At 64.6% G+C, this 26,487-nt stretch carries 24 protein-coding genes; 12 read left to right on the top strand and 12 right to left on the bottom strand.

Annotated elements, in window-relative coordinates:
- Positions 1-232: 232 nt before the first annotated feature.
- Together purB and P6U30_RS14285 are read left to right on the top strand one after the other, a co-directional pair.
- Entirely contained in the window at positions 233-1,540 is a 1,308-nt protein-coding gene (purB, locus tag P6U30_RS14290) for an adenylosuccinate lyase (protein ID WP_407169628.1), read from the top strand.
- A gap of 184 nt (positions 1,541-1,724) precedes the next feature.
- Positions 1,725-2,897 (top strand): M20 aminoacylase family protein, encoded by a 1,173-nt coding sequence (locus P6U30_RS14285; protein ID WP_407169627.1) that lies wholly within the window; start codon positions 1,725-1,727, stop codon positions 2,895-2,897.
- A gap of 19 nt (positions 2,898-2,916) precedes the next feature.
- Here P6U30_RS14285 and P6U30_RS14280 read toward each other — a convergent pair whose 3' ends face one another.
- Entirely contained in the window at positions 2,917-3,546 is a 630-nt protein-coding gene (locus P6U30_RS14280; RefSeq protein ID WP_407169626.1) for a cytochrome b, read from the bottom strand.
- Positions 3,547-3,726: 180 nt separating this feature from the next.
- Here P6U30_RS14280 and murI point away from each other — a divergent pair, with 180 nt between their 5' ends.
- The gene (murI, locus tag P6U30_RS14275; protein ID WP_407169625.1) at positions 3,727-4,524 is read left to right on the top strand and encodes a glutamate racemase; all 798 of its coding nucleotides are present in this window, start codon (positions 3,727-3,729) and stop codon (positions 4,522-4,524) included.
- 10 nt (positions 4,525-4,534) lie between these two features.
- Here murI and P6U30_RS14270 read toward each other — a convergent pair whose 3' ends face one another.
- On the bottom strand, positions 4,535-5,680 hold the full coding sequence (locus P6U30_RS14270; protein WP_407169624.1) for an FAD-dependent oxidoreductase: 1,146 nt from the start codon (positions 5,678-5,680) through the stop codon (positions 4,535-4,537).
- Between the two features lie 280 nt (positions 5,681-5,960).
- Here P6U30_RS14270 and P6U30_RS14265 point away from each other — a divergent pair, with 280 nt between their 5' ends.
- The 3 genes from P6U30_RS14265 to P6U30_RS14255 all read left to right on the top strand — a co-directional run bounded on the left by P6U30_RS14265 (position 5,961) and on the right by P6U30_RS14255 (position 9,064).
- Positions 5,961-6,737, top strand: coding sequence for an HpcH/HpaI aldolase family protein (locus tag P6U30_RS14265; RefSeq protein ID WP_407169623.1), 777 nt, complete (start codon positions 5,961-5,963; stop codon positions 6,735-6,737).
- 416 nt (positions 6,738-7,153) lie between these two features.
- On the top strand, positions 7,154-7,771 hold the full coding sequence (rpsD, locus tag P6U30_RS14260) for a 30S ribosomal protein S4 (protein WP_407169622.1): 618 nt from the start codon (positions 7,154-7,156) through the stop codon (positions 7,769-7,771).
- A 225-nt stretch (positions 7,772-7,996) separates the two neighbouring features.
- Positions 7,997-9,064 carry a threonine aldolase family protein gene (locus P6U30_RS14255; RefSeq protein ID WP_407169621.1) on the top strand — a complete coding sequence of 356 codons (1,068 nt, stop codon included), beginning with the start codon at positions 7,997-7,999 and terminating at the stop codon, positions 9,062-9,064.
- Positions 9,065-9,154: 90 nt separating this feature from the next.
- Here P6U30_RS14255 and P6U30_RS14250 read toward each other — a convergent pair whose 3' ends face one another.
- From P6U30_RS14250 to grxD, 4 genes are read right to left on the bottom strand one after another with little or no spacing between them, the layout of a single operon-like run.
- Positions 9,155-10,417 carry a serine hydrolase domain-containing protein gene (locus tag P6U30_RS14250; protein ID WP_407170449.1) on the bottom strand — a complete coding sequence of 421 codons (1,263 nt, stop codon included), beginning with the start codon at positions 10,415-10,417 and terminating at the stop codon, positions 9,155-9,157.
- Position 10,418: 1 nt separating this feature from the next.
- Positions 10,419-11,699 (bottom strand): serine hydrolase domain-containing protein, encoded by a 1,281-nt coding sequence (locus P6U30_RS14245; RefSeq protein ID WP_407169620.1) that lies wholly within the window; start codon positions 11,697-11,699, stop codon positions 10,419-10,421.
- Positions 11,700-11,745: 46 nt separating this feature from the next.
- Positions 11,746-12,297, bottom strand: coding sequence for an O-acetyl-ADP-ribose deacetylase (locus tag P6U30_RS14240; protein ID WP_407170448.1), 552 nt, complete (start codon positions 12,295-12,297; stop codon positions 11,746-11,748).
- Positions 12,294-12,626, bottom strand: coding sequence for a Grx4 family monothiol glutaredoxin (grxD, locus tag P6U30_RS14235; protein WP_407151676.1), 333 nt, complete (start codon positions 12,624-12,626; stop codon positions 12,294-12,296). Before grxD ends, P6U30_RS14240 begins: the two co-directional genes overlap by 4 nt.
- Positions 12,627-12,922: 296 nt before the next feature.
- On the opposite strand from grxD, the gene egtB reads away from it, so the two are divergent.
- Both egtB and egtD read left to right on the top strand, forming a co-directional pair.
- Positions 12,923-14,176: an ergothioneine biosynthesis protein EgtB gene (egtB, locus tag P6U30_RS14230; protein ID WP_407169619.1), complete on the top strand. Its 1,254-nt coding sequence runs from the start codon at positions 12,923-12,925 to the stop codon at positions 14,174-14,176.
- 53 nt (positions 14,177-14,229) lie between these two features.
- Positions 14,230-15,198: an L-histidine N(alpha)-methyltransferase gene (gene egtD / locus P6U30_RS14225; protein ID WP_407169618.1), complete on the top strand. Its 969-nt coding sequence runs from the start codon at positions 14,230-14,232 to the stop codon at positions 15,196-15,198.
- Between the two features lie 33 nt (positions 15,199-15,231).
- Here egtD and P6U30_RS14220 read toward each other — a convergent pair whose 3' ends face one another.
- On the bottom strand, positions 15,232-16,416 hold the full coding sequence (locus P6U30_RS14220; RefSeq protein ID WP_407169617.1) for a low temperature requirement protein A: 1,185 nt from the start codon (positions 16,414-16,416) through the stop codon (positions 15,232-15,234).
- A 24-nt stretch (positions 16,417-16,440) separates the two neighbouring features.
- On the bottom strand, positions 16,441-16,677 hold the full coding sequence (locus P6U30_RS14215; RefSeq protein ID WP_407151673.1) for a BolA family protein: 237 nt from the start codon (positions 16,675-16,677) through the stop codon (positions 16,441-16,443).
- Between the two features lie 182 nt (positions 16,678-16,859).
- Between P6U30_RS14215 and P6U30_RS14210 the strand changes: the two genes are divergently transcribed.
- Positions 16,860-17,219 carry a DUF427 domain-containing protein gene (locus P6U30_RS14210; RefSeq protein ID WP_407169616.1) on the top strand — a complete coding sequence of 120 codons (360 nt, stop codon included), beginning with the start codon at positions 16,860-16,862 and terminating at the stop codon, positions 17,217-17,219.
- A gap of 113 nt (positions 17,220-17,332) precedes the next feature.
- Here the strand turns inward: P6U30_RS14210 and P6U30_RS14205 are convergent, their stop codons facing one another.
- Positions 17,333-17,506: a DUF1328 domain-containing protein gene (locus tag P6U30_RS14205; protein ID WP_024582607.1), complete on the bottom strand. Its 174-nt coding sequence runs from the start codon at positions 17,504-17,506 to the stop codon at positions 17,333-17,335.
- A gap of 194 nt (positions 17,507-17,700) precedes the next feature.
- Between P6U30_RS14205 and P6U30_RS14200 the strand changes: the two genes are divergently transcribed.
- The gene (locus tag P6U30_RS14200) at positions 17,701-18,885 is read left to right on the top strand and encodes an acyltransferase family protein (protein ID WP_407169615.1); all 1,185 of its coding nucleotides are present in this window, start codon (positions 17,701-17,703) and stop codon (positions 18,883-18,885) included.
- A gap of 2 nt (positions 18,886-18,887) precedes the next feature.
- Here P6U30_RS14200 and P6U30_RS14195 read toward each other — a convergent pair whose 3' ends face one another.
- Together P6U30_RS14195 and P6U30_RS14190 are read right to left on the bottom strand one after the other, a co-directional pair.
- Complete coding sequence (locus P6U30_RS14195) at positions 18,888-21,977, bottom strand: efflux RND transporter permease subunit (protein ID WP_407169614.1); 3,090 nt, start codon at positions 21,975-21,977, stop codon at positions 18,888-18,890.
- A 29-nt stretch (positions 21,978-22,006) separates the two neighbouring features.
- Positions 22,007-23,116, bottom strand: a complete 1,110-nt coding sequence (locus P6U30_RS14190; protein WP_407169613.1) for an efflux RND transporter periplasmic adaptor subunit — start codon at positions 23,114-23,116, stop codon at positions 22,007-22,009.
- A 124-nt stretch (positions 23,117-23,240) separates the two neighbouring features.
- Here P6U30_RS14190 and soxR point away from each other — a divergent pair, with 124 nt between their 5' ends.
- On the top strand, positions 23,241-23,714 hold the full coding sequence (gene soxR, locus P6U30_RS14185; protein ID WP_407169612.1) for a redox-sensitive transcriptional activator SoxR: 474 nt from the start codon (positions 23,241-23,243) through the stop codon (positions 23,712-23,714).
- 107 nt (positions 23,715-23,821) lie between these two features.
- Positions 23,822-24,082 carry a GlsB/YeaQ/YmgE family stress response membrane protein gene (locus tag P6U30_RS14180; protein ID WP_407151667.1) on the top strand — a complete coding sequence of 87 codons (261 nt, stop codon included), beginning with the start codon at positions 23,822-23,824 and terminating at the stop codon, positions 24,080-24,082.
- A 135-nt stretch (positions 24,083-24,217) separates the two neighbouring features.
- Here P6U30_RS14180 and purL read toward each other — a convergent pair whose 3' ends face one another.
- On the bottom strand, positions 24,218-26,437 hold the full coding sequence (gene purL, locus P6U30_RS14175) for a phosphoribosylformylglycinamidine synthase subunit PurL (RefSeq protein ID WP_407169611.1): 2,220 nt from the start codon (positions 26,435-26,437) through the stop codon (positions 24,218-24,220).
- Positions 26,438-26,487 lie beyond the last annotated feature (50 nt).

The following is a 26,487-nucleotide window of genomic DNA, read 5'->3' as shown; positions in this document are numbered from 1 at the left end:
ACGGCATGACTCGTGGTGAGAGCGCCCACCCCAGCCCTCCCCCGCAAGCGGGAGAGGGAGCCCGGTCCCTTCGCGGCCACCATTCCGCAGGCCGCCCATTTGGCCCGGCTTTCCCCTCGAAATCCCCCATGTGGGTGGCCTCCCCGGGCCCGATCTGCTAGAGCACGGCGTAAAAACAAATCGGCCGGCTGCGCTGCTTTTTGCGCGCCCCCCGCCCCCTTCGGAGTTTTCGATGATCCCCCGCTATACCCGCCCGGAAATGGCCTCCATCTGGGAGCCGCAGACGCGTTTCAAGATCTGGTTCGAGATCGAGGCGCATGCCGCCGACGCGCTGGCCGAGCTCGGCGTGATCCCCAAGGAGGCCGCGAAGACGATCTGGGCCAAGGCCAAGGACGCCACCTTCAACGTCGAGCGGATCGACGAGATCGAGCGCGAGACCAAGCACGACGTCATCGCCTTCCTGACCCATCTCGCCGAGATCGTCGGCCCCGAGGCGCGCTTCGTGCACCAGGGCATGACCTCCTCTGACGTGCTCGACACCTGCCTCAACGTGCAGCTCAAGCGCGCCGCCGACCTGCTGATTGCCGATCTCGACCGGGTGCTGGCGGCGCTGAAGACGCGCGCCTTCGAGCACAAGATGACGCCGACCATCGGCCGCTCGCACGGCATCCACGCCGAGCCCGTCACCTTCGGCCTCAAGCTCGCCTACGCCCATGCCGAATTCAGCCGCGCCCGCGCCCGCCTCGTCGCCGCCCGCGAGGAGATCTCGACCTGCGCGATCTCGGGCGCGGTCGGCACTTTCGCCCAGATCGATCCGCGCGTTGAAGAGCATGTCGCCAAGGCGATGGGCCTGCGGCCGGAGCCGGTCTCGACGCAAGTCATCCCGCGTGACCGCCATGCGATGTATTTTGCGACGCTTGGCGTGATCGCCTCCTCGATCGAGCGCCTGGCGGTAGAGATCCGCCACCTGCAGCGCACCGAGGTGCTGGAAGCCGAGGAGTTCTTCTCGGAGGGCCAGAAAGGCTCATCCGCGATGCCGCACAAGCGCAACCCAGTGCTGTCGGAAAACCTCTCCGGCCTCGCGCGCATGGTGCGCGCCTATGTGACGCCGGCGCTGGAGAACGTCGCACTCTGGCACGAACGCGATATCTCGCATTCGTCCGCCGAGCGCATGATGGGCCCCGACGCGACCGTGACGCTCGACTTCGCCCTGGTCCGCCTCGCCGGACTGATCGAGAAGCTCCTGGTGTACCCTGCGAACATGCAGAAGAACCTCGACCGCCTCGGCGGCCTCGTGCATTCGCAGCGCGTGCTGATCGCGCTGACCCAGAAGGGCGCGAGCCGCGAGGATGCCTACAAGTTCGTGCAGCGCAACGCGATGCCGGTCTGGCGCGGCGAAGGCGACTTCCAGACGCTGCTCAAGAAGGACGCCGACGTGAAGAAATACCTCACCGACGCGGAGATCGAGGAGAAGTTCGACCTCGGCTACCACCTCAAGCACGTCGACACGATCTTCAAGCGGGTGTTCGGGGAAAGCTGATCTCCTTTCCGTCATTTCGGGACGCCCACTGCGCGTGAACCCGGAATCTCGAGATTGTGGCACGGGATTCCGGGTTCGATGCTTCGCAGCGCCCCGGATTGACGGCTCCATTCTGCGTGACAAAGCGGCGGGTTACGCTAGGCTCACGCGGCCCCGCAAAGCGCACAAGAAACGGACTTTTCCCATGCCCATCGTCAATCGCGTCGCCGCCCTCTCGGACGAAATGGCCGCCTGGCGCCATGACTTCCACGAGAATCCTGAACTACTTTACGAAGTCCACCGCACGGCTGGCATCGTCGCCGACCGCTTGCGCGAGTTCGGCTGCGACGAGGTGGTGACCGGGATCGGGCGCACCGGCGTGGTCGGGGTGATCCGTGGCCGCAAGAACACGTCAGGCAAGACCATCGGCCTTCGCGCCGACATGGACGCGCTGCCGATCGAGGAAACTTCGGGCGTGCCCTATGCCTCGAAGATTCCCGGCAAGATGCACGCCTGCGGCCATGACGGCCACACCGCGATGCTGCTGGGGGCCGCGAAGTACCTGACCGAAACGCGCAATTTCGACGGCACCGCAATCGTGATCTTCCAGCCCGCCGAGGAAGGCGGCGCAGGCGGCAAGGCGATGGTCGACGACGGGCTGATGACCCGCTGGGGCATCCAGGAGGTCTACGGCCTGCACAACATGCCGGGGCTGCCCGAGGGCCATTTCGCCACCACGCCGGGCCCGATGCTCGCCTCGTCGGACACGGTGCAGATCACGATCCATGGCAAGGGCGGTCACGCCGGCGCCGCCCCGCACGAGGCGATCGACAGCGTCCTGATCGGCGCGCAGGTGATCAATGCGCTGCAGTCGATTGTCGCGCGCAACGTCGATCCGCTGAAGTCGGCGGTGATCTCGATCACCATGTTCCAGGCGGGCACCGCCTTCAACATCATCCCGGAGACCGTCAAGCTCGCCGGCACCGTGCGCACGCTCGACCCTGAAGTGCGCGATCTCGTCGAGCGCCGGATCGCCGAGGTCGCCGACAACACCGCCCGCGCCTATGGCGGGCGCGCCGAGACGAACTATACCCGGCTCTATCCGGTCACGCTGAACCATGCGCGCGAGGCCGGCATCGCTGCGGAAATCGCCCGCGACGTGGTCGGCGCCGACCGCGTCAACGAGCGCGTGACCCCCGTGATGGGCGGCGAGGACTTTGCCTTCATGCTGGAAGCGCGCCCCGGCGCCTTCGTGTTTCTCGGCATGGGCGACGGCCCGATGTGCCACCACCCGGCCTACAAATTCAACGACAACATCCTCGGCCACGGCGCATCCTATTGGGTGCGGCTGGTCGAGAAGCAGATGCCGGCGGGATAGGACTGCCTTTCCGCGGCTTTCAGCCATCAACCATCAGGCCGCGGTCCCGCTCGCGGCCTGATGCACGAGGGCGTTTGAAATCGTCATCAGTCGCGCGGACGGCTTGCGCCGAACCGATCATGCGCGCTGCGATGCGATCGCGCTTGACGAACTGATGGAACGCCACGGCGGCCAGATGCAGCCCGATCAGCGCCAGCAGCACATAGGCGAAGAAGATGTGCCTGTCCTCGTAGGCCTGCGCCGCAGCCTTGTCGGGCGAGGTAATCTGCGGCACGTGGAACAGGCCGAAGAAGCTCGAATAATCAGGCGTATGCGCCCCGGAATGCGCCCAGCCCAGCATCGCCACCAGGATGGTGACGGCATAGAGCGCGATATGGCTGACGCGGGCCGCGATCCGTTGCCAGGCCGGCGTCTGCGCCGGCAGCTCGGGCGTCGGGTTGACGCCGCGCCATAATAGCCGGAGCACCGTCAGGAGCAGCACCAGGTAGCCGATATCGGCGTGGATCGAACGGTAGAACAAGCGATCCGGCCGCGCCGCGAGGTGGTTCATCCACCAGCCATAGGCCAGCATGCCAAGGATGGCGATGCTCAGCACCCAGTGGAACGCGCGGGCGAGTGAGCCCCAGCTCGAGGCGGTGTTGCGGATCATGATCGGTCTGCCCTTCGGCCTGTTCGGATTCTACACGTCAAAGCAATGGCTTGCCTTGATGGTGGCAGATATCGGCCAAGGCTGTATGAAATTCCCTGACTTCACCGCCTTGTGCGGGCCCCAATGGTCGGACAGGCAGAACAACCGAATGGTAACCCTGGATCGGATAATCTGCCGGACGTGTCTACTTCCTCAACCATCCTTGTCTTCGATTCCGGCCTTGGCGGGCTGACGGTGCTGCGCGAGATCGTCCGGGCCCGGCCCGACGCCCGTTACGTTTATGTCGCCGACGATGCCTTTTTTCCGTATGGCCACCACAGCGAGGACGAGATCGTCGCCCGCGTGGTGCCGCTGATCGGCGAACTGATCGAGACCCACGCTCCCGACCTCGTGGTGATCGCCTGCAACACCGCGTCCACGATCGTGATGTCGCATCTGCGCGACGCCTACCGGGTGCCTTTCGTCGGCACGGTGCCGGCGATCAAGCCGGCCTGTGCCGCATCGAAGACCCGGCGCGTCTCGGTGCTCGGCACCAGGGGCACCGTGAAGCGGGAATACACCCGCAAGCTGATCTCGGATTTCGCCCAGGGGTGCGAGGTGACGCTGGTCGGCTCCGGCGAGCTGGCGTCGCTGGCGGAAGCCGCGCTGAGCGGACAGGCGGTGCGCGACGAGGACATCGCAGCCGAGCTCGCGCCCTGCTTCATCGGCGATAACGCCGACGACCCCGCCCGCACCGACACCGTCGTGCTGGCCTGCACGCATTATCCGCTGCTGCTGGACCGGTTGCGACGGCTCGCGCCCTGGCCGGTCGACTGGATCGATCCGGCGCCCGCGATCGCGCGCCGCGTCGTCGACCTGCTCGGCCCGGCCGACGGCACGGGCGATGCGGCGGGCGCCGAGATGATCTTCACATCGAAACGCCCCCACAAGCTCAGCGAAGCGTTGACGCCGTTCTTCGGCGGCCGCATCCCGGCGTGATCCGTCGTCTTCAAGGTCCCTCCGTTTTCGCAAGATGCTTGCTGAACAGATCGATTGCGCCCCGAGGTGCGGTATCGTCGAAAAACCGCACGAGGTTTTGTGCGGTTTCTGCCGCAACTCGGGCGCTTCGGGGGTAGAGGTCCTTCTCATACGCGGCGAACGCGGCTTCGATGTCATCGGGAGTCGCGATGAGCGCTTGGGCGAGCTCTGCGCCGTCGTACATGGCAAGGTTGGCCCCCTCACCTGAGAAAGGTGACATCAGATGCGCCGCGTCGCCAAGCAAAGTTACGCCCGGCACGCGCCTCCATCGATGTCCGGACGGGAGCGCATAGATCGGTCGAAGCACGGGGTTGATCTCACCGTCCGTAATGAGGGCAATCAGGTGCGGAGCCCACCCTTTGAATTGCTCGGAAATATGGGCCAAGCCGGCTCTTGCATCGCTGAAGTCGATGGAGTTGATCCAATCTTCCGGCTTGTTCAGGGCCACATAGGTGGTCAGCGCTCCATCTGCATGACGATGCGCCAAGATACCTTTGCCCGGCGCGACAGCCATCAGCGTGCCACCGCCGATCGCATCAGCGCTCGCCTTGTGGCGTGCGTCGCCGTCGAACAGCCTCGTCTCGATGAATGACGTGCCGGTGTAGGTCGGCTTAGAATCTGAAAGAAGCGGACGGACCTTTGACCACGCACCATCGGCGCCCACGAGCACGTTGGACGTGATCGTCAGGCCGCACGAAAAGCTGACCGCGTGCCGTCCGTCCCCGAGTGCTGCGATGGACGTAACCTTGTGACCCCACTTGATCGTCTCTGGCGGTAGCGAATTGATGAGCATTTGCCGAAGATCGCCCCGGTCTATTTCGGGGCGACGGCTCGTGTGGCTGCCGGGGTGATCGAACAACACATTGCCGTCCTTGTCGACGATACGTTTGGCATCTTCGCCGGGACGGACGAGACCGAGGAATGCGTCGAAGAGCCCGGCGGCTCTAAGGGCGATCTGACCGTTATATTCGTGAATATCGAGCAAGCCGCCTTGCGCTCTCGCGCTCACGGAGGCCTCGGCTTCGTAGATCGTTGCTTCGAAGCCATGGAGGTGCAGGACGCGGGCGAGTGTAAGGCCACCAAGTCCCGCGCCGATAATCGTCGTCGTATGTCGCATTGTTGCGCTCCTGTTGTCGCAAGCAAGCAGCGCGCTGAAGCGCTGATGACTGCGATTGCCCGATATCGTCAGGCGGTTGCTTTCGGAGACGCTGGCCGAACCATGCGAGGTGCATGGTTGACGTGCACGCGACGGCCCAAGGATTGGCTGTCGTTTTTCGCGACAGCCGTAACGGTATATCAGAGGGTCGAACGATACAAGCTTCCTTCGCTTGTCAGGGGGGCTTTCCGCCGTCACGCTGCGCGGCTAGCTTCCTCTGATCGTCCAAGGAGGATTGCAATTGACTTCAGCACCGCTGACGCCGCTCAACCGCCTGCGCAAGCAGTGGCGCGAGAAGCGCCCTACCTTCGGCGCGATCGCGACCATTCCCAGCATCCAGACCGTGCAGATCATGGCGCAGTCGCTGGACTGGATCATCGTCGACCTCGAGCACGGGCCGATCGACCTGACCACCGCGCATGCGATGATCGTCGCCACGTCGGGGACATCATGCGTGCCGATGGTGCGGATCGCAGCCAACGAGCCGCACCTTGCCAAGGCGCCGATGGATCTTGGCGCGCTCGGCATCAATTTTCCGATGATCTGCAACCGGCAGGACGCCGAGAAGGCTGTGCGCAGCGTGCGCTATCCGCCGAAGGGCGACCGGCTGTGGGGACCGTTCCACGCGCCGTTCCGCTGGGGCGTCTCGATGGCGGACTACATGGCGACCGCCGATGACGACATGATCTGCATGATCACGATCGAGCATGTCGAGGCGGTGAACCGCATCGACGAGATCATGGCAACGCCCGGTATCGACCTCGCGGTGATCGGCCCCGGCGACCTCGCCACCTCGATCAACAAGCGCGGCCTGCCCGACGATCCCGAGGTCGTGGCGCTGATGCAGCGCGCCGAGGCAGGCATCATGAAAAGCGGCGTGCCGATCGGCGGGGTCGCGCGCACGGCCGAGCAGGCCAACGCAATGATCGATTGCGGCTACCTCGCGCTCGCGCTCGGCTTCGACTGGTCGCTGTTTCAGCGCGGCATCGCCGCGGCCTTTGCCGGGATCAAGCGCTGACTGATCATCTCGATCGAAGTCGGCGCACCGCGTCCGCTGGGCGTCAGTAGCGCCGGCTCGCAATTCTCGCCGCAATCCCCCCGAGCTGCGGGCGATCCGGCCAGAGGCCGATTCCCCGCCCGTCCGGATGGGCGGAACCGGCCGCAAAGCGCCCAAAACGGCCGATTTGGCAGCAAAACGGGCCGGAAGATGCGCCGATTTGTTTGACATGGCGGCGCTTTGTCCTTAAGACCACCCCTGCTCGCGGGCCGGTTTCGGCCCGCGAAGCGTTTCGCGACCCGTGGTTCGTCCCCGAGCTTTCGAGGCGGATCTGTCGGCACAGGCCTTCGGGCCGGTGCACAGGAGGGCGCGTCTCCTCAAACCTGAAACTGACAAAACGCCGCCGCACCGTGCGACGGCCATGCAAAGAGGACGCGATGACAAAGCGCAGTGAGGCGAAGTACAAGATCGATCGCCGCATGGGCCAGAATATCTGGGGCCGCCCGAAGAGCCCCGTGAACCGCCGCGAATACGGCCCCGGCCAGCACGGCCAGCGCCGCAAGGGCAAGCTCTCCGACTTCGGCGTGCAGCTCCGCGCCAAGCAGAAGCTCAAGGGCTACTACGCCAATATTTCCGAACGCCAGTTCCACGGCATCTATGTCGAAGCCAGCCGCCTGAAGGGCGACACCGGTGAGAACCTGATCGGCCTCCTTGAGCGCCGCCTCGACACCGTGATCTACCGCGCCAAGTTCGTCTCCACGATGTTCGCCGCGCGCCAGTTCATCAACCACGGCCACGTCAAGGTGAATGGCCGCCGTGTCAACATCAGCAGCTACAAGCTGAAGGTCGGCGACACCATCGAAGTCAAGGAATCCTCCAAGCAGCTCACGCCGGTGCTGGAAGCGATCCAGCTCGCCGAGCGCGACGTGCCTGACTTCATCGAGGTCGATCACTCCAAGATGACCGCGAAGTTCGCGCGCATCCCCGGCCTCTCCGACGTGCCGTTCCCGGTGCAGATGGAGCCGCATCTGATCGTCGAATTCTATTCGCGCTGATCACAGCACGCATGCGAGATACGAAAGGCCCCGGTTTTGCCGGGGCCTTTTTGTTTGGCTAGGATCGGCGCGGTCAAACTCGAATCTGCGAGTCTGTTGAGGCGACGTCATTCCGGGGCGCGTCATAGACGCGAACCCGGAATCTCGGGATTCCCCGGCGCGCAATTGCGCCCCTGAGGTCTGGTCCTTCGGACGATCCCGGAATGACACTGGAGAGAATGTGACATGCACTACACCCCTGCCCCGCCCGATCCCAAGGCTCCGCCTGTCCGCATCAACCTGCTGTCGGATACGCAGACGAAGCCGACGCCTGCGATGCGCGAGGCAATGGCCAAAGCCGAGGTCGGTGATGAGCAGGTCGGCGACGATCCGACCACCAACGAGCTCTGTGCCCGGGTCGCCGATCTGCTCGGCAAGGAAGCGGCCGTGTTCATGCCGTCGGGCACGATGTGCAATGTCGCGGCGACGCTGGCCTATTGCCGGCCCGGCGACGAGATTTTGGCGCATGCGACCGCCCACATCATCGCGCGCGAAGGCGGCGCGCATGCCGCACTCGGCGGCTTCCAGATCACGCCGCTGCCGGGCGACGATGGCCAGTTCACGGCAGAGGCGCTCCGCGCCGCGCTGCATCCGCGCACCCGCTATCAGCCGCCGCAAATTCTCGTCAGCGTCGAGCAGACCGCCAATATCGGCGGCGGCACGATCTGGAAGAAGGCGGTGCTCGACGAGGTCGTCGGCATTGCGAAGGCCCATGGCCTTGCCACCCACATGGACGGCGCGCGGCTGCTCAATGCCACCGTGGCGTCAGGCATCTCGCCGCGTGACATGACGGCAGGCTGGGATTCGGCCTGGATCGACTTCTCGAAGGGGCTGGGCGCCCCGATCGGCGGTGTGATCGCCGGCACGCGCGGCTTCATCGACGATGTCTGGCGCTGGAAGCAGCGGCTCGGCGGCTCGATGCGCCAGTCCGGCGTCTGCGCCGCGGCCTGCGTCTACGCGCTCGACCATCACATCGACCGCCTCGCCGACGACCACGCCAATGCGCGAGCGCTGGCGCGCGGCCTGTCCCAGATCAACGGCATCGAGGTGCAGGCGCCCGAGACCAACCTCGTGTTCTTCAAGCCCGATGGCGCCGGCGTGCCCGGCGACAAGATGGTCGCCGAGCTGCGCAAGCGCGGCGTGATGCTGGCGATGATGGACGGCCGGATCAGGGCTTGCACGCATCTCGACGTGACCGCCGCGATGATCGAGGAAGCCGTCGGCCACGTCCGCGAGATCGTGCGCGCGGCGTAGCTTCCCGTAGCCTGGATGGAGCACAGCGCAATCCGGGACCGCGTGAGCCGCGGGCACAACTGCCCAGGAATACGCTTCGCTCCATCCGGGCTACCGCCCCATCGCCTGGTAGATCAGCGTCTTCAGCTCAAGCTGGATCCGGCCGCGCTGCGACGGTGTCTGCACCATGAAGATCCCGAACAGGTCATCCTCGGGATCGATGAAGAAGAACGTGCCCCCGACACCGTCCCAGCGATACTCGCCGAGCGGCCAGGACGTGTTCGCGGGAACCGAGGTGCGAACGGCGAAGCCGAGGCCGAAACCCGAGTTCAGGCCCGGGTAATAGTTCTTGTCGCGGACGACCCCGGTTTCGGGACCGATATGATCCGAGGCCATCAGCGCGATGGTTTCTGCTTTCAGGTAGCGCCGCCCTTCATAGGTGCCGCCGTTCAACAGCATCTGCGAAAAGCGCGCATAATCGCCGATGGTGCCGACCATGCCGCCGCCGCCGGATTCCCATCGCAGCGGCTTCCTGACATCGCGGATTTCGGCGACCGGACTGATGCTGCGATCTTTCGGCATCGGCTCGGCGATCAGCGGCCATTTCGCCTTGTCGGCGACATAGAACGCGGTCTCGGTCATGCCGAGCGGACCGAGCAGCCGCTCCTGCTCGAACTGAAGCAGCGACTTTCCAGTGATGATCTCGATGATGCGGCCGAGCACGTCGGTGGCGTGGCCGTAATCCCATTGCGTGCCGGGCTGCTCGGCGAGCGGCAGCGCCGTGAGCCGCGCCACCAGGTCGGCATTGGAGGGATCGTTGTCGAACAAGCCGGCATCGGCATAGGCCTTGTTGACGACACCGCCGCCGTAATAGCCGTAAGGCAGCCCTGCGGTATGGCGCATCAGGTCTTCGATGGTGACGGGACGCTTGAGCGGCTCCAGCGTCATCGTCGCCTTGCCATCCTCACCGCGTTTCTCCACGCCGACCTTCATGTCGGCAAACGCCGGAATGTATTTCGAGACCGGATCGTCCAGCCTGAGCTTGCCCTCCTCGACCAGCATCATCGCCGAGACCGAAGTGATCGGCTTCGACATCGAATAAAGACGGAAGATCGTGTCGGCGCTCATCGAGAGCTCGGTTGCGACATCGCGGACGCCGAAATTCCGGTAGTAGACCGGCTTGCCATGCTGCTGCAGCAAGAGGATCGCGCCGGGAATCTTGCCGGTCGCGATCTCGTTTCTGATGTAATCGGAGACCTTGGCCAAACCTTCCGGCGAAAACCTGTGCCCGACGGAGCCCTCCGAGCCCGCCTTCGCACCGGTTGCGCCCAGCAGAAGCACGAGCGCCGCGATTGTCGCGCGGCGCCCGGGCAGGTCAATTCTCCATCGCTTCATAGATCAACTGCTTCAGGGTCCGCTGGATGCGTTGGCGCTCGGTCGGCGTTTGCTCGAGCAGGATGAAGAACATGTCCTGCTTGCGGTCAATCACGAAGTAGCAGCCGCTGGCGCCATCCCATTTCAGCTCGCCGAGGTCGCCAGGGGGCGGCGGCTTTGCATTGCCGGGATCGGTGCGCACCCCGAGCCCCAGCCCGAAGCCGAAGCCGTCACCGGGGAAATAGAAATAGTCGCGCTCGACGCCGGAGCCCGGGCCGACACGATCGGTTGTCAACTCCTTGAAGGTCTCGGGCTTCAGGATGGTCTTCCCCTCGAAGGTGCCGCCGTTGAGCAGCATCTGTGCGAAGCGCGAATAGTCGGCCATCGTCGAGACCATGCCGCCGCTCGCGGACTCCCATTTCTTGACCTTGGTCGGATCGTTGATCCGGCCGACCCGGAAATCGCTGTCATTCGGCATCGGCTCGGCCATCAGCTTCTGCTTCTCGGGATCGGTGACGAAGAACGTTGTGTCCTTCATGCCGAGCGGATCGAGCAGTTTCTCGCGCTCGATCGTCGACAGCTTTTGGCCGGTCGCGACCTCCATCACACGCGCCAGGATGTCGGTGGAATGGCCGTACTGCCAGAGCGCGCCGGGCTGGTTGTGCAGCGGCAGCTTGGCGATCCGCTCGGCGAACTCGGCGAGATCGAAATCGCCGGCATAGATGTTGGCCTCGCGATACGCTTTGCGCACCAGACTGTCGCCGTAGAAGCCGTAGGTCACGCCCGACGTATGCGTCATCAAATCGAGGACCGTCATCGGCCGCTTCGGTGGTACCAGCTCGAGCGTCTTGGTGCCGTCCTCGTTCTTCCTCTCGACGCCGACCTTCACATTGGCAAAGGAGGGAATGTATTTCGACACGGGATCGTCGAGCTTGTACTTGCCTTCCTGCAGGAGCTGCATCGAGACCACGGCGGTGATCGCCTTGGTCATCGAGAACAGCCGGAAGATCGTCTTGTCGGTGATCGGTGCCTTGCTGACCTCGTCCTGCACGCCGAAGGCCTGGTGGTAGACCGGCTTGCCGTGCTGCTGGATCAGGACGATCGCGCCGGGAATCTTGCCGGTCGCCACTTCATTCGTGAAGAACGCACCGATCTTGGCGAGCTTCTCCTTGTTGAAATGCGCGCCCGCTGGAATTTCGTAGGTGCCTTCGGCATGCGCCAAGGGCGCTGCCAGCAGCACCGCGCCGGCGGCCGCCGCGCGCAACAATCCTGACAAGATCATCTATCTCCCTCCCCGGAAATCACGGGGAAGTGTAGCCAGCGCGTCCTCAGGCACAAGGGCTGCCAAAGGGGGACAACGCAGCCTGATGCAGCTTGCTGCCTTGGGTGGAGAAGCAGCAGAAGATCACGTGCGTGACCTTGGGAGCGGCGGCCAGGGCATCGGCGACCGCCTTGACCGCGATGCCGGCCGCACGATCGGGCGGAAAATGATAGACGCCGGTCGAAATGGCCGGAAATGCCACTGAGGCGAGCCCGTGCGCCTCGCACAGCTCGATGCTGCGGCGATAGCACGACGCGAGCAGCGTATCCTCGTTCTGCGTGCCGCCGTGCCAAATCGGACCGACCGCATGGATCACATGCTTGGCGGGAAGCCGATAGCCCCTGGTGATCTTGGCGTCGCCAGTGCCGCAGCCACCGAGCGCACGGCACTCGGCGAGCAGCTCCGGCCCGGCTGCACGATGGATCGCGCCGTCGACGCCACCGCCGCCCAACAGCGACGAGTTGGCCGCGTTGACGATGGCGTCAACGCGCAGGGTGGTGATGTCTGCGACGATGACTTCAAGCCGCGCCTTGCCGATCTGGCGCGCGGTCAAGATCAGGCCGCCGCGTCGACCGGGATGCCCTTGTCGGCGAAGAGCTGCTGCAACTCACCGGCCTGGAACATCTCACGCACGATGTCGCAACCGCCGACGAATTCGCCCTTCACATAGAGCTGCGGAATGGTCGGCCAGTTCGAATAGACCTTGATGCCGTTGCGCAGCTCGGCCGACTCGAGAACATTGAGCCCCTTGTAGCCGACACCGATGTGATCGAGGATCTGCACGACCTGCCCGGAAAAGCCGCACTGCGGGAATTGCGGCGTGCCCTTCATGAACAGCACGACGTCGTTTGACTTCACTTCGTTGTCGATGAATTGCTCGATGCTCATTTTCGCTTCCTTAATGGGGCGGCGCTCCGAAGCCTAACGGGCCGGCCCGCCCTGCTTAACCCGTGACATGCCATATATGTAGCCCAAACCATTGTGCATCCAAAGCAAAATGGCGGAAATCTGGCATGCGGCGGAAGCCGGACAGCGCCCCTCGGCGGGCCAAATCATAGTCTGACGGCACTAATATAATCGAGGGGGGAGGCTTTTTTCCTGAACGCCAGCCCCTATCTAGGACGAACTGTCCGCCAGGAACCAATTCGCCGAAGCAACGTTCTCCCGAAGAACCGGAGACCACCGTGACGAAACCAGCCTCTGCTGCGGCCGCCATAGCCACCGCTCCCCCGTCGCTGTCATCCGAGTCCGGGCCCCTCGCCCAAAGGCTGGTGGACGCCTACCTTGCGGTCCGCGGCGAGACCGAGCGCCGGGCTGCGCCGCTGTCGCCGGAAGACCAGCTCATTCAGTCGATGCCCGATGCCAGTCCCGCCAAGTGGCATCGCGCCCACACGACCTGGTTCTTCGAACAGTTTCTGCTTGGCCAACATGTCGACGGCTATACGCCATTCCATCCCGACTACGCCTATCTGTTCAATTCCTATTATGTCAGCGCCGGTCCGCGTCATGCACGTCATCAGCGCGGCCATCTGACCCGACCGACCGCCGATGAGGTCACCGCCTACCGCCGCCATGTCGACGCCGAGGTGGTGAAGTTCTTCCAGTCCGCCGAACAGCCAAAGCTTCAAGCGCTGGTGCCGCTGGTCGAGGTCGGCCTCAATCACGAACAGCAGCATCAGGAATTGATGTTCACCGACATCCTGCATGCCTTTGCGCAGAACCCGATCCCGCCCGCCTACGATCCGGCATGGCGCTTCCCGGCATCGAGCCGCGCGACCGGGGAGTGGGTGACGCTGAACGAGGGCATCCACACCGTGGGCCACGCTGACGACAGCTTCCACTTCGATAATGAGAAGCCCGCGCACCGCGCCCTCGTCGGTCCAGTCAAGCTCGCCAAGAACCTCGTCACCAACGCCGAGTGGCTCGCCTTTATCAAGGACGGCGGCTACTCCACCGCCACGCTGTGGCTGATGGATGGTTTCGGCACTGTGAGCAACGAGGGCTGGCAGGCCCCCGGCCACTGGCGCGAGATCGACGGCGAATGGAAGATCATGACACTCGGCGGCCTGCAGCCGATCGATCCACAGGCCCCGGTCTGCCACGTCAGCTACTACGAAGCCGACGCCTTCGCCCGCTGGGCCGGCAAGCATCTGCCGACCGAGATGGAATGGGAGGTCGCCGCCCGCGCCGGCCTGCTCGACGACGCCTACGGCATCGTCTGGCAGTGGACCCGCAGCTCCTATTCACCCTACCCGGGCTACCGCGCCATCGACGGCGCGCTCGGCGAGTACAACGGCAAGTTCATGGTCAACCAGCTCGTGCTGCGCGGCTCGTCGCTGGCGACGCCGGCCGGCCACAGCCGCGTCACCTACCGCAACTTCTTCTATCCACACCATCGCTGGCAATTCACGGGGTTACGCCTCGCAGATTACGCCTGATTGAGTCCTGTCGACATCAATAGCGCGCCGGTAAGCGCGTTCGGGAGAGTATCATGAATGTGCATGCCGCCGCTTTGGCCAAAGCGTATCCGTTCGACGAGGCGACCTCGGTATTTGCCGGTGACGTGATCGGTGACCTCGCCCGTCATCCGAAACGGCTGTCGCCGAAATATTTCTATGACGCCGTCGGCTCCGAGCTGTTCGAACAGATCACGGTGCTGCCGGAATACTACCCGACCCGGACCGAGCTTGGCATCCTGCACGACCGCGGCGAGGAGATCGCCGCGATCATCCCGCGCGGCGCCGCCCTGGTCGAGTTCGGCGCCGGCGCGACCACCAAGGTGCGGCTGCTGCTCGAGCATTGCGAGTTCGGCGCCTATGTGCCGGTCGACATCTCCGGTGACTTCCTCAATGCCCAGGCCGACGGCCTCCGCAAGGATTTCCCCGGCCTCGGCATCTATCCGGTCGCCGCCGATTTCACCACGCCTTTCGCCCTGCCCGAAGCCATCGCCGGCATGCCGAAGGTCGGCTTCTTCCCGGGCTCGACGCTCGGCAATTTCGAACCGCATGAGGCCGCAGCCTTCCTGCGCAGCGCGCGCAAGATCCTCGGCCACGGCGCGCAGATGATCATCGGCGTCGACCTCGAGAAGGACGAGCGCGTGCTCTACGACGCCTATAACGACGCGGCCGGCGTCACCGCGCGCTTCAATCTCAATGTGCTGGTGCGCATCAACCGCGAGCTTGGCGGCAACTTCGATCTGTCGGGATTCACGCACCGCTCGATCTACAACCGCGACCGCCATCGCATCGAGATGCACCTGATCAGCCACAAGGCGCAGACCGTGCGCATCCTCGGCAACACCTTTGCGTTCCGCCCGGGCGAGAGCATCCACACCGAGAACAGTTACAAGTACAGCCTCGATCGTTTCACCGCGCTCGCCCGCAGCTCCGGCTGGCAGGTGCGTGAGAGCTGGACCGACGCCAACAAGATGTTCTCGGTGCATGCGCTGGTCGCGGAGTGAACCGCAAATCCTGCCGCCGCGTCGCTACGGTGATCAGCCCGTTTGTTGCTCCGCTGACCCCAGCGAGATCGATTCCCACGCCGCGACCACGATCATGATCGCGGTGGTGACGATCGAGAGCATCAGCGGCGACAGCTCGCTAGCGAAATAGGCGGTGACGGCGAGCGCGACGATGCCGACGCCATGCGAGAGCTGCAGGAAATTGCGGATCACATACTTGAACAGGATGGTCCCGACCAGAAACAGCAACGGACCGCCGACCGAGCTCACGATCGTCTTGATATCGGAATGCCCGCCCGGGTGCTTCAACACCAGCTCGTCGGCAACTGCGGCGAGGATGATGCCGCCGACGATCGGCATGTGCAGGTACGTATAGGCGATCCGCGCCACCCGCCCGGATTCTTCCGATTTGGAGATCATCTCCGAGCCGGCCTCCGCGCCCTTGTGGAAATAGATCCACCACATCGCGATACTGCCGACCAGAGCGGAAACGAAGGCAGCGACATTTTCCGGTGTCCATGTCAGCTCGGCGAAGGTCGCGCCGTCGACGACGATGGCCTCGCCGAGCGCGATGATGATGAAGGCGGAGCAGCGCTCGGCCATGTGGCCGCCTTCGACCGCCCAGGCTTCAATCGAGGAAAAGCCGAGCTTCGGCGTCCAGAACCGCACGGCCGGCGCGACGTACTCGATCAGCAGCGCCGCGATCCACAGAAACAGCCTGATGTCGCCCTCGGACAGCCCGCCTGAGATCCAGAGCACGCCCGAGCAGGAGAGCCAGGTCAGGATGCGGATCGCGTTGTGGCGCACCGCGGTCCGGTGCCGCGGCGTAGCCAGCAGCCAGAACAGGGTCCGCCCGGTCTGCATGACGGCATAGGCGACGGCAAACCACAGCCCGCGTCCCTCGAAGGCCGTCGGGATCGACGTCGACAGCACTAGCCCTCCCAGCATCATCAGGAAGAGCAAGATGCGAACCGGCGTCAGATCGGGGTTGAGCCAGTTGGTGACCCAGGTGGTGTAGACCCACACCCACCAGACCGCCAGGAACAGCAGAGTGACCTGGACCGCGCCGAGGGGGTCAAAATGGTGCAGCAGCGTGTGCGAGAGCTGCGTGACGGCGAAGACAAAGACAAGGTCAAAGAATAGCTCCGCGTTGGTGACGCGGCCATGCTGATTCGGCTCGATGACGCGAAACATCGCGCCACGTGGATTGTCCGCCATCGATCAGGCCCCCGCTGGCCGGACCTAGCCCTCCGGCACACCGGTTTGCAGTGCCAGTGCGTGCAGTACGCCGCCCATCTGCCCCTTCAGCGACTGATAGACGATCTGGTGCTGCTGGACGCGGGACTTGCCGCGGAAGGACTCTGAAATGACAGTGGCCGCGTAATGGTCGCCATCGCCGGCCAGATCGCGGATCGTCACCTCGGCGTCCGGAATCGCGGCCTTGATCAACGATTCGATATCGCGGGCGTCCATCGGCATCCCAGTCCACCTCCATCAGGTCATTCGAATCATGGCCGGCTCAGCCGCCATGCAGATAAAACCTAGCGCCAGTGGTCTTCTAGGTCATCCAGGACGCACTATATTCCCATTCCCAGCGATTGAAACCTGCATCAATCGGTCACAAGCATTCACGCCGAAATGACCAGAAAGGGCGCAGAACCATGAAGCTTCCCGGCCCCGACCACCCGATCACGATCACGCCCAATCCGAAGCGCGTCCGCGTCACGGCCGACGGCGTCGTCGTCGCCGAGACAACCCACGCGCTGACATTGAAGGAAGCAAGCTATCCCGCCGTGCAGTATATTCCGCGCCAGGATGCCAACATGGGGCTGCTCGCCCGCACCGAGCGGACCACGCACTGCCCGTACAAGGGCGATGCGAGCTATTTCAGCATCAAGGCCAACGGCAAGACGCTGGACAACGCGATCTGGACCTATGAGACGCCCTTCCCGGCGATGACCGAGATCGCCGGCCACCTGGCATTCTACCCGGACAAGGTGAAGATCGAGGAAGTGGCTTAGTTGAATCTCGTCGTTCCCGGACGATGCGGAAGCGTCGGGCCCGGAATCTCGAGATTCCGGGTTCGCGTCGCGCCCCGGAATGACGGCGTTTGTTGAAGCAGCATCGACCCCCGCTACACTCTGAATATCGTGAGCCCGAGGATCAGAAGCACCAGGAAGATCACGACAAAAACGTAAAACAGGAAGCGCGCGATGTCGGCCGAGGCGGCGGAGATGCCGGTGAAGCCCAACAAGCCCGCGATGATCGACACCACAAGGAAGATCAGCGCCCATTTAAGAATAGTCATTACCAGCTCCTCCAAACCGCGCGGCATGCGCGGCCGCCAGTCACCGCGACAACGTCCGCGGGCGACCACAGTTCCTGAAACGAAACAGATGCACGCAGATGACGGACCTCGACGCCACGGAATCGGGACGAATAGGCCTTGCTGAATCGGATTCCCGGTTGCAACATCCGGTCACGCACCCTGCGGGGGGGACCATGAAATCGATCGCTCACGCCGCTCCGGCCGTTGACGTTCAGGCAGCCCCGAAGGCTCACGCCCGCAACGTCGCACTGGACCGTGCGCGCACATTCCTGACCCTGGTCGTGCTGCTGCATCATTCGGTGATCCCCTACACCTATTTCGGGCACACTGATCCGACGTCGTGGATCGGCTTCGACTGCGTGGTGCTCGCCACCGACAGCTTCTTCATGGCGATGTTCTTCCTCCTGTCGGGGCTGTTCGTCTGGCCCGGGCTTGGCCACAAGCCGCTGCCCATCTTCCTGCGCGACCGCCTGTTGCGGCTCGGCCTGCCCTTTGTGATCTGCGCCGTTACCGTGATCCCGCTCGCCTACTACGCGATTGCGCTGCGCGAGACGCCGGCGCTGACCTTCTCAGAATTCTGGTGGAAGACGGTGACGGTCGGACCATGGCCGAGCGGCCCGATCTGGTTCGTCTGGGTGCTGCTGGCCTTCGACGTCACCGCGAGCCTGCTCTACCGGGTGTCGCCGCGCCTGCTCGATCCGATCAACCGGCTGTCGCAGCAAGCATTCGATCGCCCTGCAACGTTCTGGCTGTTCATCGTCGTGGTCAGCATCGTCGTCTACCTGCCGATGCTGGTCTATTACGGCCAGAACCGCTGGTTCGAGTTCGGAGCGTTTTCCGTGCAGGCAAGCCGCGTGCTGCTCTATGCGGCCTATTTCTTCATCGGAGCAGGCATCGGTGCGGCAAACTTCGAACGCGGGGTGCTCAGCGCGAACGGACGGCTGACCGCGATGCCCTGGTCCTGGGCGGTCGTCACCCTGATCCCCTACGCCGGGATGTGGGTCATGATCTACATCAAGCGTGCGATCATCGGCAATCCCGATCCACTGCCCGGCTGGTATCTCGTCTTCTACGGCACCTTCTTCGTTCTGTTCAGCGCCTCGATCCTGTTCGCGATCCTCGGCTATTTCCTGCACTCGAAGGCGGCGGGACCGACGCTGCTCGACCGCATGCAGGGCGACGCCTATGGCATGTTCCTGGTGCACTATCCGATCGTGCTATGGCTGCAATACTGGCTGTTCGACTTCGACCTGCCGGCGATCGCAAAGGCGGCGATCGCATTCTTCGCCACGGTGGCGCTGAGCTGGGCCGCCACGGCGGCGCTGCGCAAGCTGCCGGGCGCCAAGCACGTGCTGTAGCTTCAAGCCGCAATTTCGCTCGGGGTCTCACTTGCGCGGTCCCGCTCCAGCCGCGGTGCGGCCGCGGCGCGGTGATCCCGAGCGATCAGGATGTAGAAGGTCGGCAGCACGAACAGCGTGAACAGCGTGCCGACCAGCATCCCCATCACCACAACGATGCCAATGGCAAAGCGGCTCGCCGCGCCCGCTCCGTCGGCATAGAGCAGTGGCGCCAGCCCCGCGACCATCGCAGCCGTCGTCATCAGCACCGGCCGCATGCGTACGGCCGCGGCCTTCCGGATCGCCGCAACCCGATCGAGCCCTTCGTGATGCTGGATCTCGTTGGCGAAGCTCACCATCAGGATGCCGTGCTTGGAGATCAGGCCGATCAGCGTGACGAGGCCGATCTGGGTGTAGATGTTCAGCGTGGTGAAGCCGAAATACAGCGGCAACAGTGCGCCGCAGACCGCCAACGGCACCGTGACCATGATCACCAGCGGATCGCGGAAGCTTTCGAACTGCGCCGCCAGCACCAGGAAGATCACGATCAGCGCCATGCCGAACGTCACGATCAGGCGGTTGCCCTCCTGGACATATTGCCGGCTGTCCGACAGCCAGTCGATCGTCATGCCCGGCGACAGCTTCTGCGCCTCCATGAATGAGACCGCCCGTCCCATGGTCACGCCGGGCTTGAGCACCGCCGAGATCGTCGCCGCGTTCATCTGGTTGAACTGCGGCAGGCGGTTCGGCTCGGGGCTGACATTGACCTTGATCACCGTCGACAGCGGGAACATCTGCCCCGACTTCGAACGCACAAGGAAGCTTCCGAGATTCTCCGGCGTGACCCGGTCGGACTTGCGCACCTGCGGGATCACCGCATAGGAGCGTTCGAAGAAATTGAAGCGGTTGACGTAGTTCTCACCCACCAGTACGGCCAGCGTGTCCCCGATGGTCTGCATGCTGACGCCGGCTTCGGCGGCCTTGGCATGATCGATGGTGATCCTGGCCGTCGGGCTGTCGAATGCCAGGTCGCTGTCGACAAAGGCAAATAGCCCGCTCTTCCAGGCCGCCTGCTTCAGGGTTTCGACCTCCTGATAGATGCTGGCGAAATCGGCGGCCGAGCGCACCACCATCTGGAACGGCAGGCCGCCGGTGGCCGCGGGCAGCGCAGCCGGCTGGAACGGCGTCACCGTGGCGCCGAGCACGCCGTGCGACATGCCGTAGAGCTGGTTCTGGATGTCGTTTGCCGAGCGCTTGCGCTTGTCCCAGTCGGTCAGCGTGATGCCGCCGAAAGCGTGGTTCTGGCCGTCGGTGCCGTTCAGGACGAAGCTCGCGTGATACTCGGGGAACGAGCGATAGATCTTCTCGATCTCGTCGGTATAGCGCGTCGTGTAGTCCACGCTGGCATATTGCGGCGCCCTCAGCACGGTGAACACGTAGCCCTGGTCCTCAGACGGGGCGAGCTCGCGTTGACTGCCCAGGAACAGCACCACGATCGCCCCCAGCACGCAGGCCGCGGCCAGCAGCACCGCGGCACGCATCCTGAGCGTCGCGGCCAGCAGCCGGCTGTAACCACGCGACAACTTCGCGAACTGATGTTCGACAAAGCGGGCAAACCGGCCATGCGAGGTCGCCTCTCCGAGAAGCTGCGCGCTCATCATCGGCGACAGGGTGAGCGCGACCACGCCCGACACGACGACCGAGCCAGCCAGCGTGAAGGCGAATTCGCGGAACAGACTGCCGGTCAGCCCGCCCATCAGGCCGATCGGCGCATAGACCGCGGCCAGCGTGATCGTCATCGCGATCACGGGACCGACGATCTCGCGCGCGCCGATCAGGGCCGCTTCGCCGGGGCTCAAGCCCTCCTCGATGTGACGATGGATGTTCTCGACGACGACGATGGCGTCGTCGACCACGAGGCCGATCGCCAGCACCATGGCGAGCAGGGTCAGTAGGTTGATGGAGAAGCCGAGCCCAAGCATCATCGCGGCGGTACCGACCAGCGAGAGCGGCACGGTGACCACAGGGATCAGCACCGAGCGGAACGATCCCAGGAACAGCAGGATGACGACGACAACGATCACGATCGCCTCGATCAGCGAGCGCTGCACCTCGTTGATCGAGGCCTTGACGAAATGCACGATGTTGAAGACGTCGGCGATCTCGAGCCCTGGCGGCGCCACCCGGTTCAGGTCCTCGATCACCTTGGTGGTGGCGGCGACGATCTCCAGCGGGTTGCCGTCCGGCGTCGGCTGCACCGCGATGTAGACGGTCGGCTTGCCGCTGTCGCGCGCATTGGTGTCGTAGTTCTCGCCGCCGATCTCCAGCATTGCGACATCGCCGAGCCGCACCAGGCCGCCGCTGGCCGTGCTGGTCTTGATTACCATCCTGCGGAAATCGTCGAGATTCCGAAGGTCGGTCGCCGCGGTGATGTTGGTGACGGTCATCTCGCCGCGCAGCCGTCCCGGCGCCGCCTGGACGTTGTTGGCGCGCAAGGCCGCGGCGATGTCGCCCGCGGTCAAGCCGCGTGCGGCGAGCTTGAACGGATCGATCCACACCCGCATCGCCAGCGGTGAGCCGCCCGAGGTGTCGGCCGACGCCACGCCCGGCACCGAGGTCAACAGCGGCTGCGCCACACGGGTGGCAAAGTCGGTGACCTCCGACGGCGTCAGCGTGTCGCTGCTGAAGGCGATGTACTGCACGGCCGATGCACCGTCGGTGATCTTGGTGATCACGGGATCGAATACGCCGGCCGGCATGCGGTACTTGACCTGCTGCACCTTGGCCAGCACCTCGGTCATGGCGCGGTCGGCGTTGGCGTTGAGCACCAGCTTGGCCTTGATCGAGCTCAAGCCCAGCGTCGAATTCGACGTCATGTACTCGATGCCGTTGGCGGTCGCGATCGACTGCGCGATTACCGAAGTGACGAAGCCCTGCATCACATCCTGGGTCGCGCCGGGAAAGGAGACATCCACCTGGATGGTCGCGCTTTCCATGCTGGGATATTGCCGCACCGGCAGCGACAGCATCGCCGCGGAGCCGATAAGGAGAATCAGCAGGCTGACGACGGTCGCAAGAATCGGCCGGCGGATGAAGATGTCGGTGAAATGCATGATGATTGCCTCGGCTGCGCCAACCGGCGTTAGCGCGCCTGCTCCGGCGCATCGACCATCGTCATCTGAACGGCCGCGCCGGGCATGACACGGAGCTGACCTGCGGTGACGATATGGTCGCCGGGCGACAGCCCCTGCTCCACCACGACGCGCTCACCGATGCGTTGCCCGGTCTTCACCGCGACGCCGACAGCCTTGTTGTCGCGCACCAGGAGCACACTCTCGCCGGATGCGCTGGTCTGGATCGCGGTGACCGGCACCACGATGGCGTCGAGCTGCGGCGGCAGCACGACGTTGACGGTGACGAACAAGCCCGGCCGCAGCAGCCGATCGGGATTGTTGAACAGGGCCTGCACGAGGACATTGCGAGTATCCTCGGCAACCTGCGGTTCGATGGCATTGATCGTGGCCTCGAACACCCGGTCGGGGAAAGCATCGGTACGGATCGTCACCGCGCCTCCCACCTTCAGATTTGACAGGCGCTGCTGCGGAACGGTGAAATTGGCATAGAGCTGGTCGAGCGCGGTCAGCGTCGCGAGCGCATCGCCGGCATTGACGTATTGGCCGAGATTGACCTTGCGGAGGCCGATCTGACCCGCGAACGGCGCCCGGATCGTCATCTGCGCGATCTGCGCATCGAGCTGCTCGACCGTGGCGTCGGCCTGCTTCAGATCCTCCTGCCGCTGCTGCAACACCTCCTGGGTGACGAAGCCGGAAGGCGCGAGGCCCTGCGAACGCTTCTCCTGCAATTGTGCAAAGCGTCCCTTGGAGACCGCGACCGCGCGCGAAGCGCGCAGCGGCGCGTCATAGAGCCGCACCAGCGGCGCACCCTCGGCGATCTCGGCGCCCGCGTCGAAATTGATTGCGGTGACGCGGCCGGCAACCTCCGGCGCGAGGATCACCTGGCGCACCGCCTGCAGCGAGCCGATCGCCTCGATCGAGCGCGGCAGCGCCTCGGCGCGCACCGTCATGGCCGCCACGGGTATCGGCGGCGGATCGCCGGTGGGTTTGGCGGCGGCGCCGCCACTGCGCCAAGCGAACAGCGCGGCGGCAACGGAGATCACCAGCAGTGAAGCAATGCCGAACGGCATAACGCGAGCGCGCAGCGACTCGCGCGAAAGGAATGATGCGGACGGCATTTCAAATTCCAGAACAGCAAATCCGACGGCTTCGCCGGAAGCTTGCCCGTGCAAGCCCGCGAGTGATATAGAACCTCAAGTCTAGTTGAGGTCAAGGCGGCCAGCTTGCAGGATTTCTAAAACCATGGCGCTCGCTCCTGAGCTTTCGGTCGGCGAGGTCGCGAGACGCAGCGGCCTTGCCGTGTCCACGCTTCACTTCTACGAGAGCAAGGGCCTGATCGCGAGCCGGCGCACCGGCGGCAATCAGCGACGCTACATGCGCGGCGTGCTGCGGCGGATTGCGATCATCAGGATCGCGCAGCGTGCCGGGATTCCGCTGGAAGAGATCAAGCAGACTTTCGCCGCGATACCGCCCGACCGTGCCCCGAGCATCCGCGAATGGGAGCGGGCGATGTGCCGCTGGACCGAGACGCTGCAGCAGCGGATCGACGATCTCACCGACCTCAGGGACAAGCTGTTCAACTGCATCGGCTGCGGCTGCCTGTCGGTGACCCAATGCCCCCTGCGCAACCGCGACGACAAGCTCGCCGCCGAGGGCCCGGGTCCGCGCATCCTGATCACGGCCGCCGAACGCCGGCGGCGCAAGCGGACAGGCTGACCACCGAATCGCGACCGACAAGTTGCGCACAACCTGACGATTGACACATGTCGGCGGGTGATTCTCGGCTAGACTGGCCGGACTGCTTGACCACAGGGAGTCCTAGGATGAACGACCCTCAAATCGGATGGATCGCAGCAATCATCGTCGGGGGACTGGCCGGCTGGCTTGCCGAGATGTTCATGAAGTCCGGAACGGGCATCGTGATGAACATCATTCTCGGCATCGTCGGCGCGGCGCTGGCAAACTGGCTGTTGGGGCTGCTCGGCGTGTCCCTCGGGGCGGGATGGATCAGCTATCTCGTCGCCGGCTTCATCGGCGCCTGCATCATCATCTTTGCCTGGCGTGCGATCCGCGGCGCGACCTAAAGCACGATGGGATTAGATTGAACTGAAAACAGCGTCGGAAGTCACCTCTCCCTTGGGAGAGGTGAGCTGACGCCGCCACGAGTCGATTCGATCCAAACTCATCTCGCGCGGTGCGCAGCGCGTCGCACGCGACGATCAGGCCGCGGCGCCGCGCATGTAGTTCGGCAGCCAGTGCTCGAAGGCACGGGAGAGGCTGTCGACCGCAACGGGCTGCTCGCCGGCGATGGCAACCGCATCACCGCCGGTGGTGCCGATCCGCGCGCAGGGCACGCCCGCGCCCTTCATCTTGGCGAGCACGCGACCCGCTTCCGCCTCCGGCACGGTGACGATGTAGCGCGCCTGGTCCTCGCCGAACCAATAGGCATGCGGCACGATCGCGCTCGGCGCCGCCAGAAGCTGCGCGCCGATGCCGCTCGCGATCGCCATCTCGGCGAGCGCGATCAAAAGCCCGCCGTCGGAAACGTCATGCACCGCGGTGGCAGTGCCGGCGTGGATCATGCCGCGGACGACGTCGCCGTTGCGCTTCTCGGCGTCGAGATCGACCGGCGGCGGAGCACCCTCCTCGCGGCCGCAGATATCACGCAGGTAAACCGACTGGCCGAGCCAGCCATGCGTCTCGCCGACCAGCAGGATCGCCTCGCCGGCGACCTTGAAGGCCAGTGTCGCCGACTTGGTGAAGTCGTCGAGCAGCCCGACGCCGCCGATCGAAGGTGTCGGCAGGACGCCGCGACCGTTGGTTTCGTTGTAGAGCGAGACGTTGCCGGAGACGACCGGGAAGTCCAGCGCGCGGCAGGCTTCCGAAATGCCTTTCAGGCACCCGACGAACTGGCCCATGATCTCGGGCCGCTCCGGATTGCCGAAATTGAGGTTGTCGGTGATGGCGAGCGGGCGGCCGCCGACCGCGGTGATGTTGCGCCAGGCTTCGGCCACCGCCTGCTTGCCGCCCTCGAACGGATCGGCCTCGCAATAGCGCGGCGTGACGTCGACGGTGAGCGCAAGGCCCTTCGGCCCCTCCTGCACGCGGACGACGGCGGCGTCGCCGCCCGGCCGCTGCACGGTATTGCCGAGAATGACGTGGTCGTACTGCTCCCATACCCAGCGCTTCGAGCAGAGCTCGGGCGTGCCGATCAGCTTCTCCAGCGCCTGCGCAATGCCGAGCGGCGGCTTCACGTCCTGCGCACGGATCACCGGCAGCGCGGTCGAGGCGACGTGCGGACGATCATAGACGGGGGCCTCGTCGCCGAGCTCCTTGATCGGCAGGTCGGCCATCACGTCGCCGCCATGCTTGACCACGAAGCGCTTGCTCGGCGTGGTGTAGCCGACGATGGCGAAGTCGAGCCCCCATTTGCGGAAGATCGCCTCGGCCTGTTTTTCCTTCTCGGGCTTGAGCACCATGAGCATGCGCTCCTGGCTCTCCGAGAGCATCATCTCATAGGCGCTCATGCCGGTCTCGCGGGTCGGCACCGCGTTGAGATCGAGCTCGATGCCGAGATCGCCCTTGGCGCCCATCTCGACCGCCGAGCAGGTCAGCCCCGCCGCGCCCATGTCCTGGATCGCGATCACGCAGCCCTGCTCCATGATCTCGAGGCAGGCCTCCAGCAGCAGCTTCTCGGCGAAGGGATCGCCGACCTGCACGGTCGGGCGCTTTTCCTCGGAAGCGTCGTCGAATTCGGCCGAGGCCATCGAAGCGCCGTGGATGCCGTCGCGGCCGGTCTTGGAGCCGAGATAGACGATCGGCATGTTCACGCCGGAGGCCGCCGCGTAGAAGATCTTGTCGGCGTCGGCCAGCCCGACCGCCATCGCGTTGACCAGGATGTTGCCGTCATAGCGGGTGTGGAAGCGCACCTGGCCGCCGACCGTCGGCACGCCGAACGAATTGCCGTAGCCGCCGACGCCCGCGACCACGCCGGACACCAGGTGCCGGGTCTTGGGATGCTCGGGCGCGCCGAAGCTCAAGGCGTTGAGGCAGGCGATCGGGCGCGCGCCCATGGTGAAGACGTCGCGCAGGATGCCGCCGACGCCGGTGGTCGCGCCCTGATAGGGCTCGATGTAGCTCGGATGGTTGTGGCTCTCCATCTTGAAGACCACCGCCTGGCCGTCGCCGATATCGATCACGCCGGCGTTCTCGCCGGGGCCCTGGATCACCCAGGGCGCCTTGGTCGGCAGCCCGCGCAGATGGATGCGCGAGGACTTGTACGAGCAGTGCTCGTTCCACATCGCCGAGAAGATGCCGAGTTCGGTGAAGGTCGGGACCCGCCCGATCAGCTTCAGGATACGCTCATACTCGTCCGGCTTCAGCCCGTGGGCGGCCACGAGGTCGGGGGTGATCTTGGGCTCATTCTTGGGCTCGTTCATGGGTCCCTTAATAGGTAGATCGAACGGGGGCGAAAAGGCCTTTTACGAGG

The sequence above is a fragment of the Bradyrhizobium sp. ORS 111 genome, from assembly GCF_045571485.1.
GTDB lineage: Bacteria > Pseudomonadota > Alphaproteobacteria > Rhizobiales > Xanthobacteraceae > Bradyrhizobium.
Note: the sequence above shows the minus strand (reverse complement) of the source record. Positions and strands in the feature narration are given on the sequence as shown.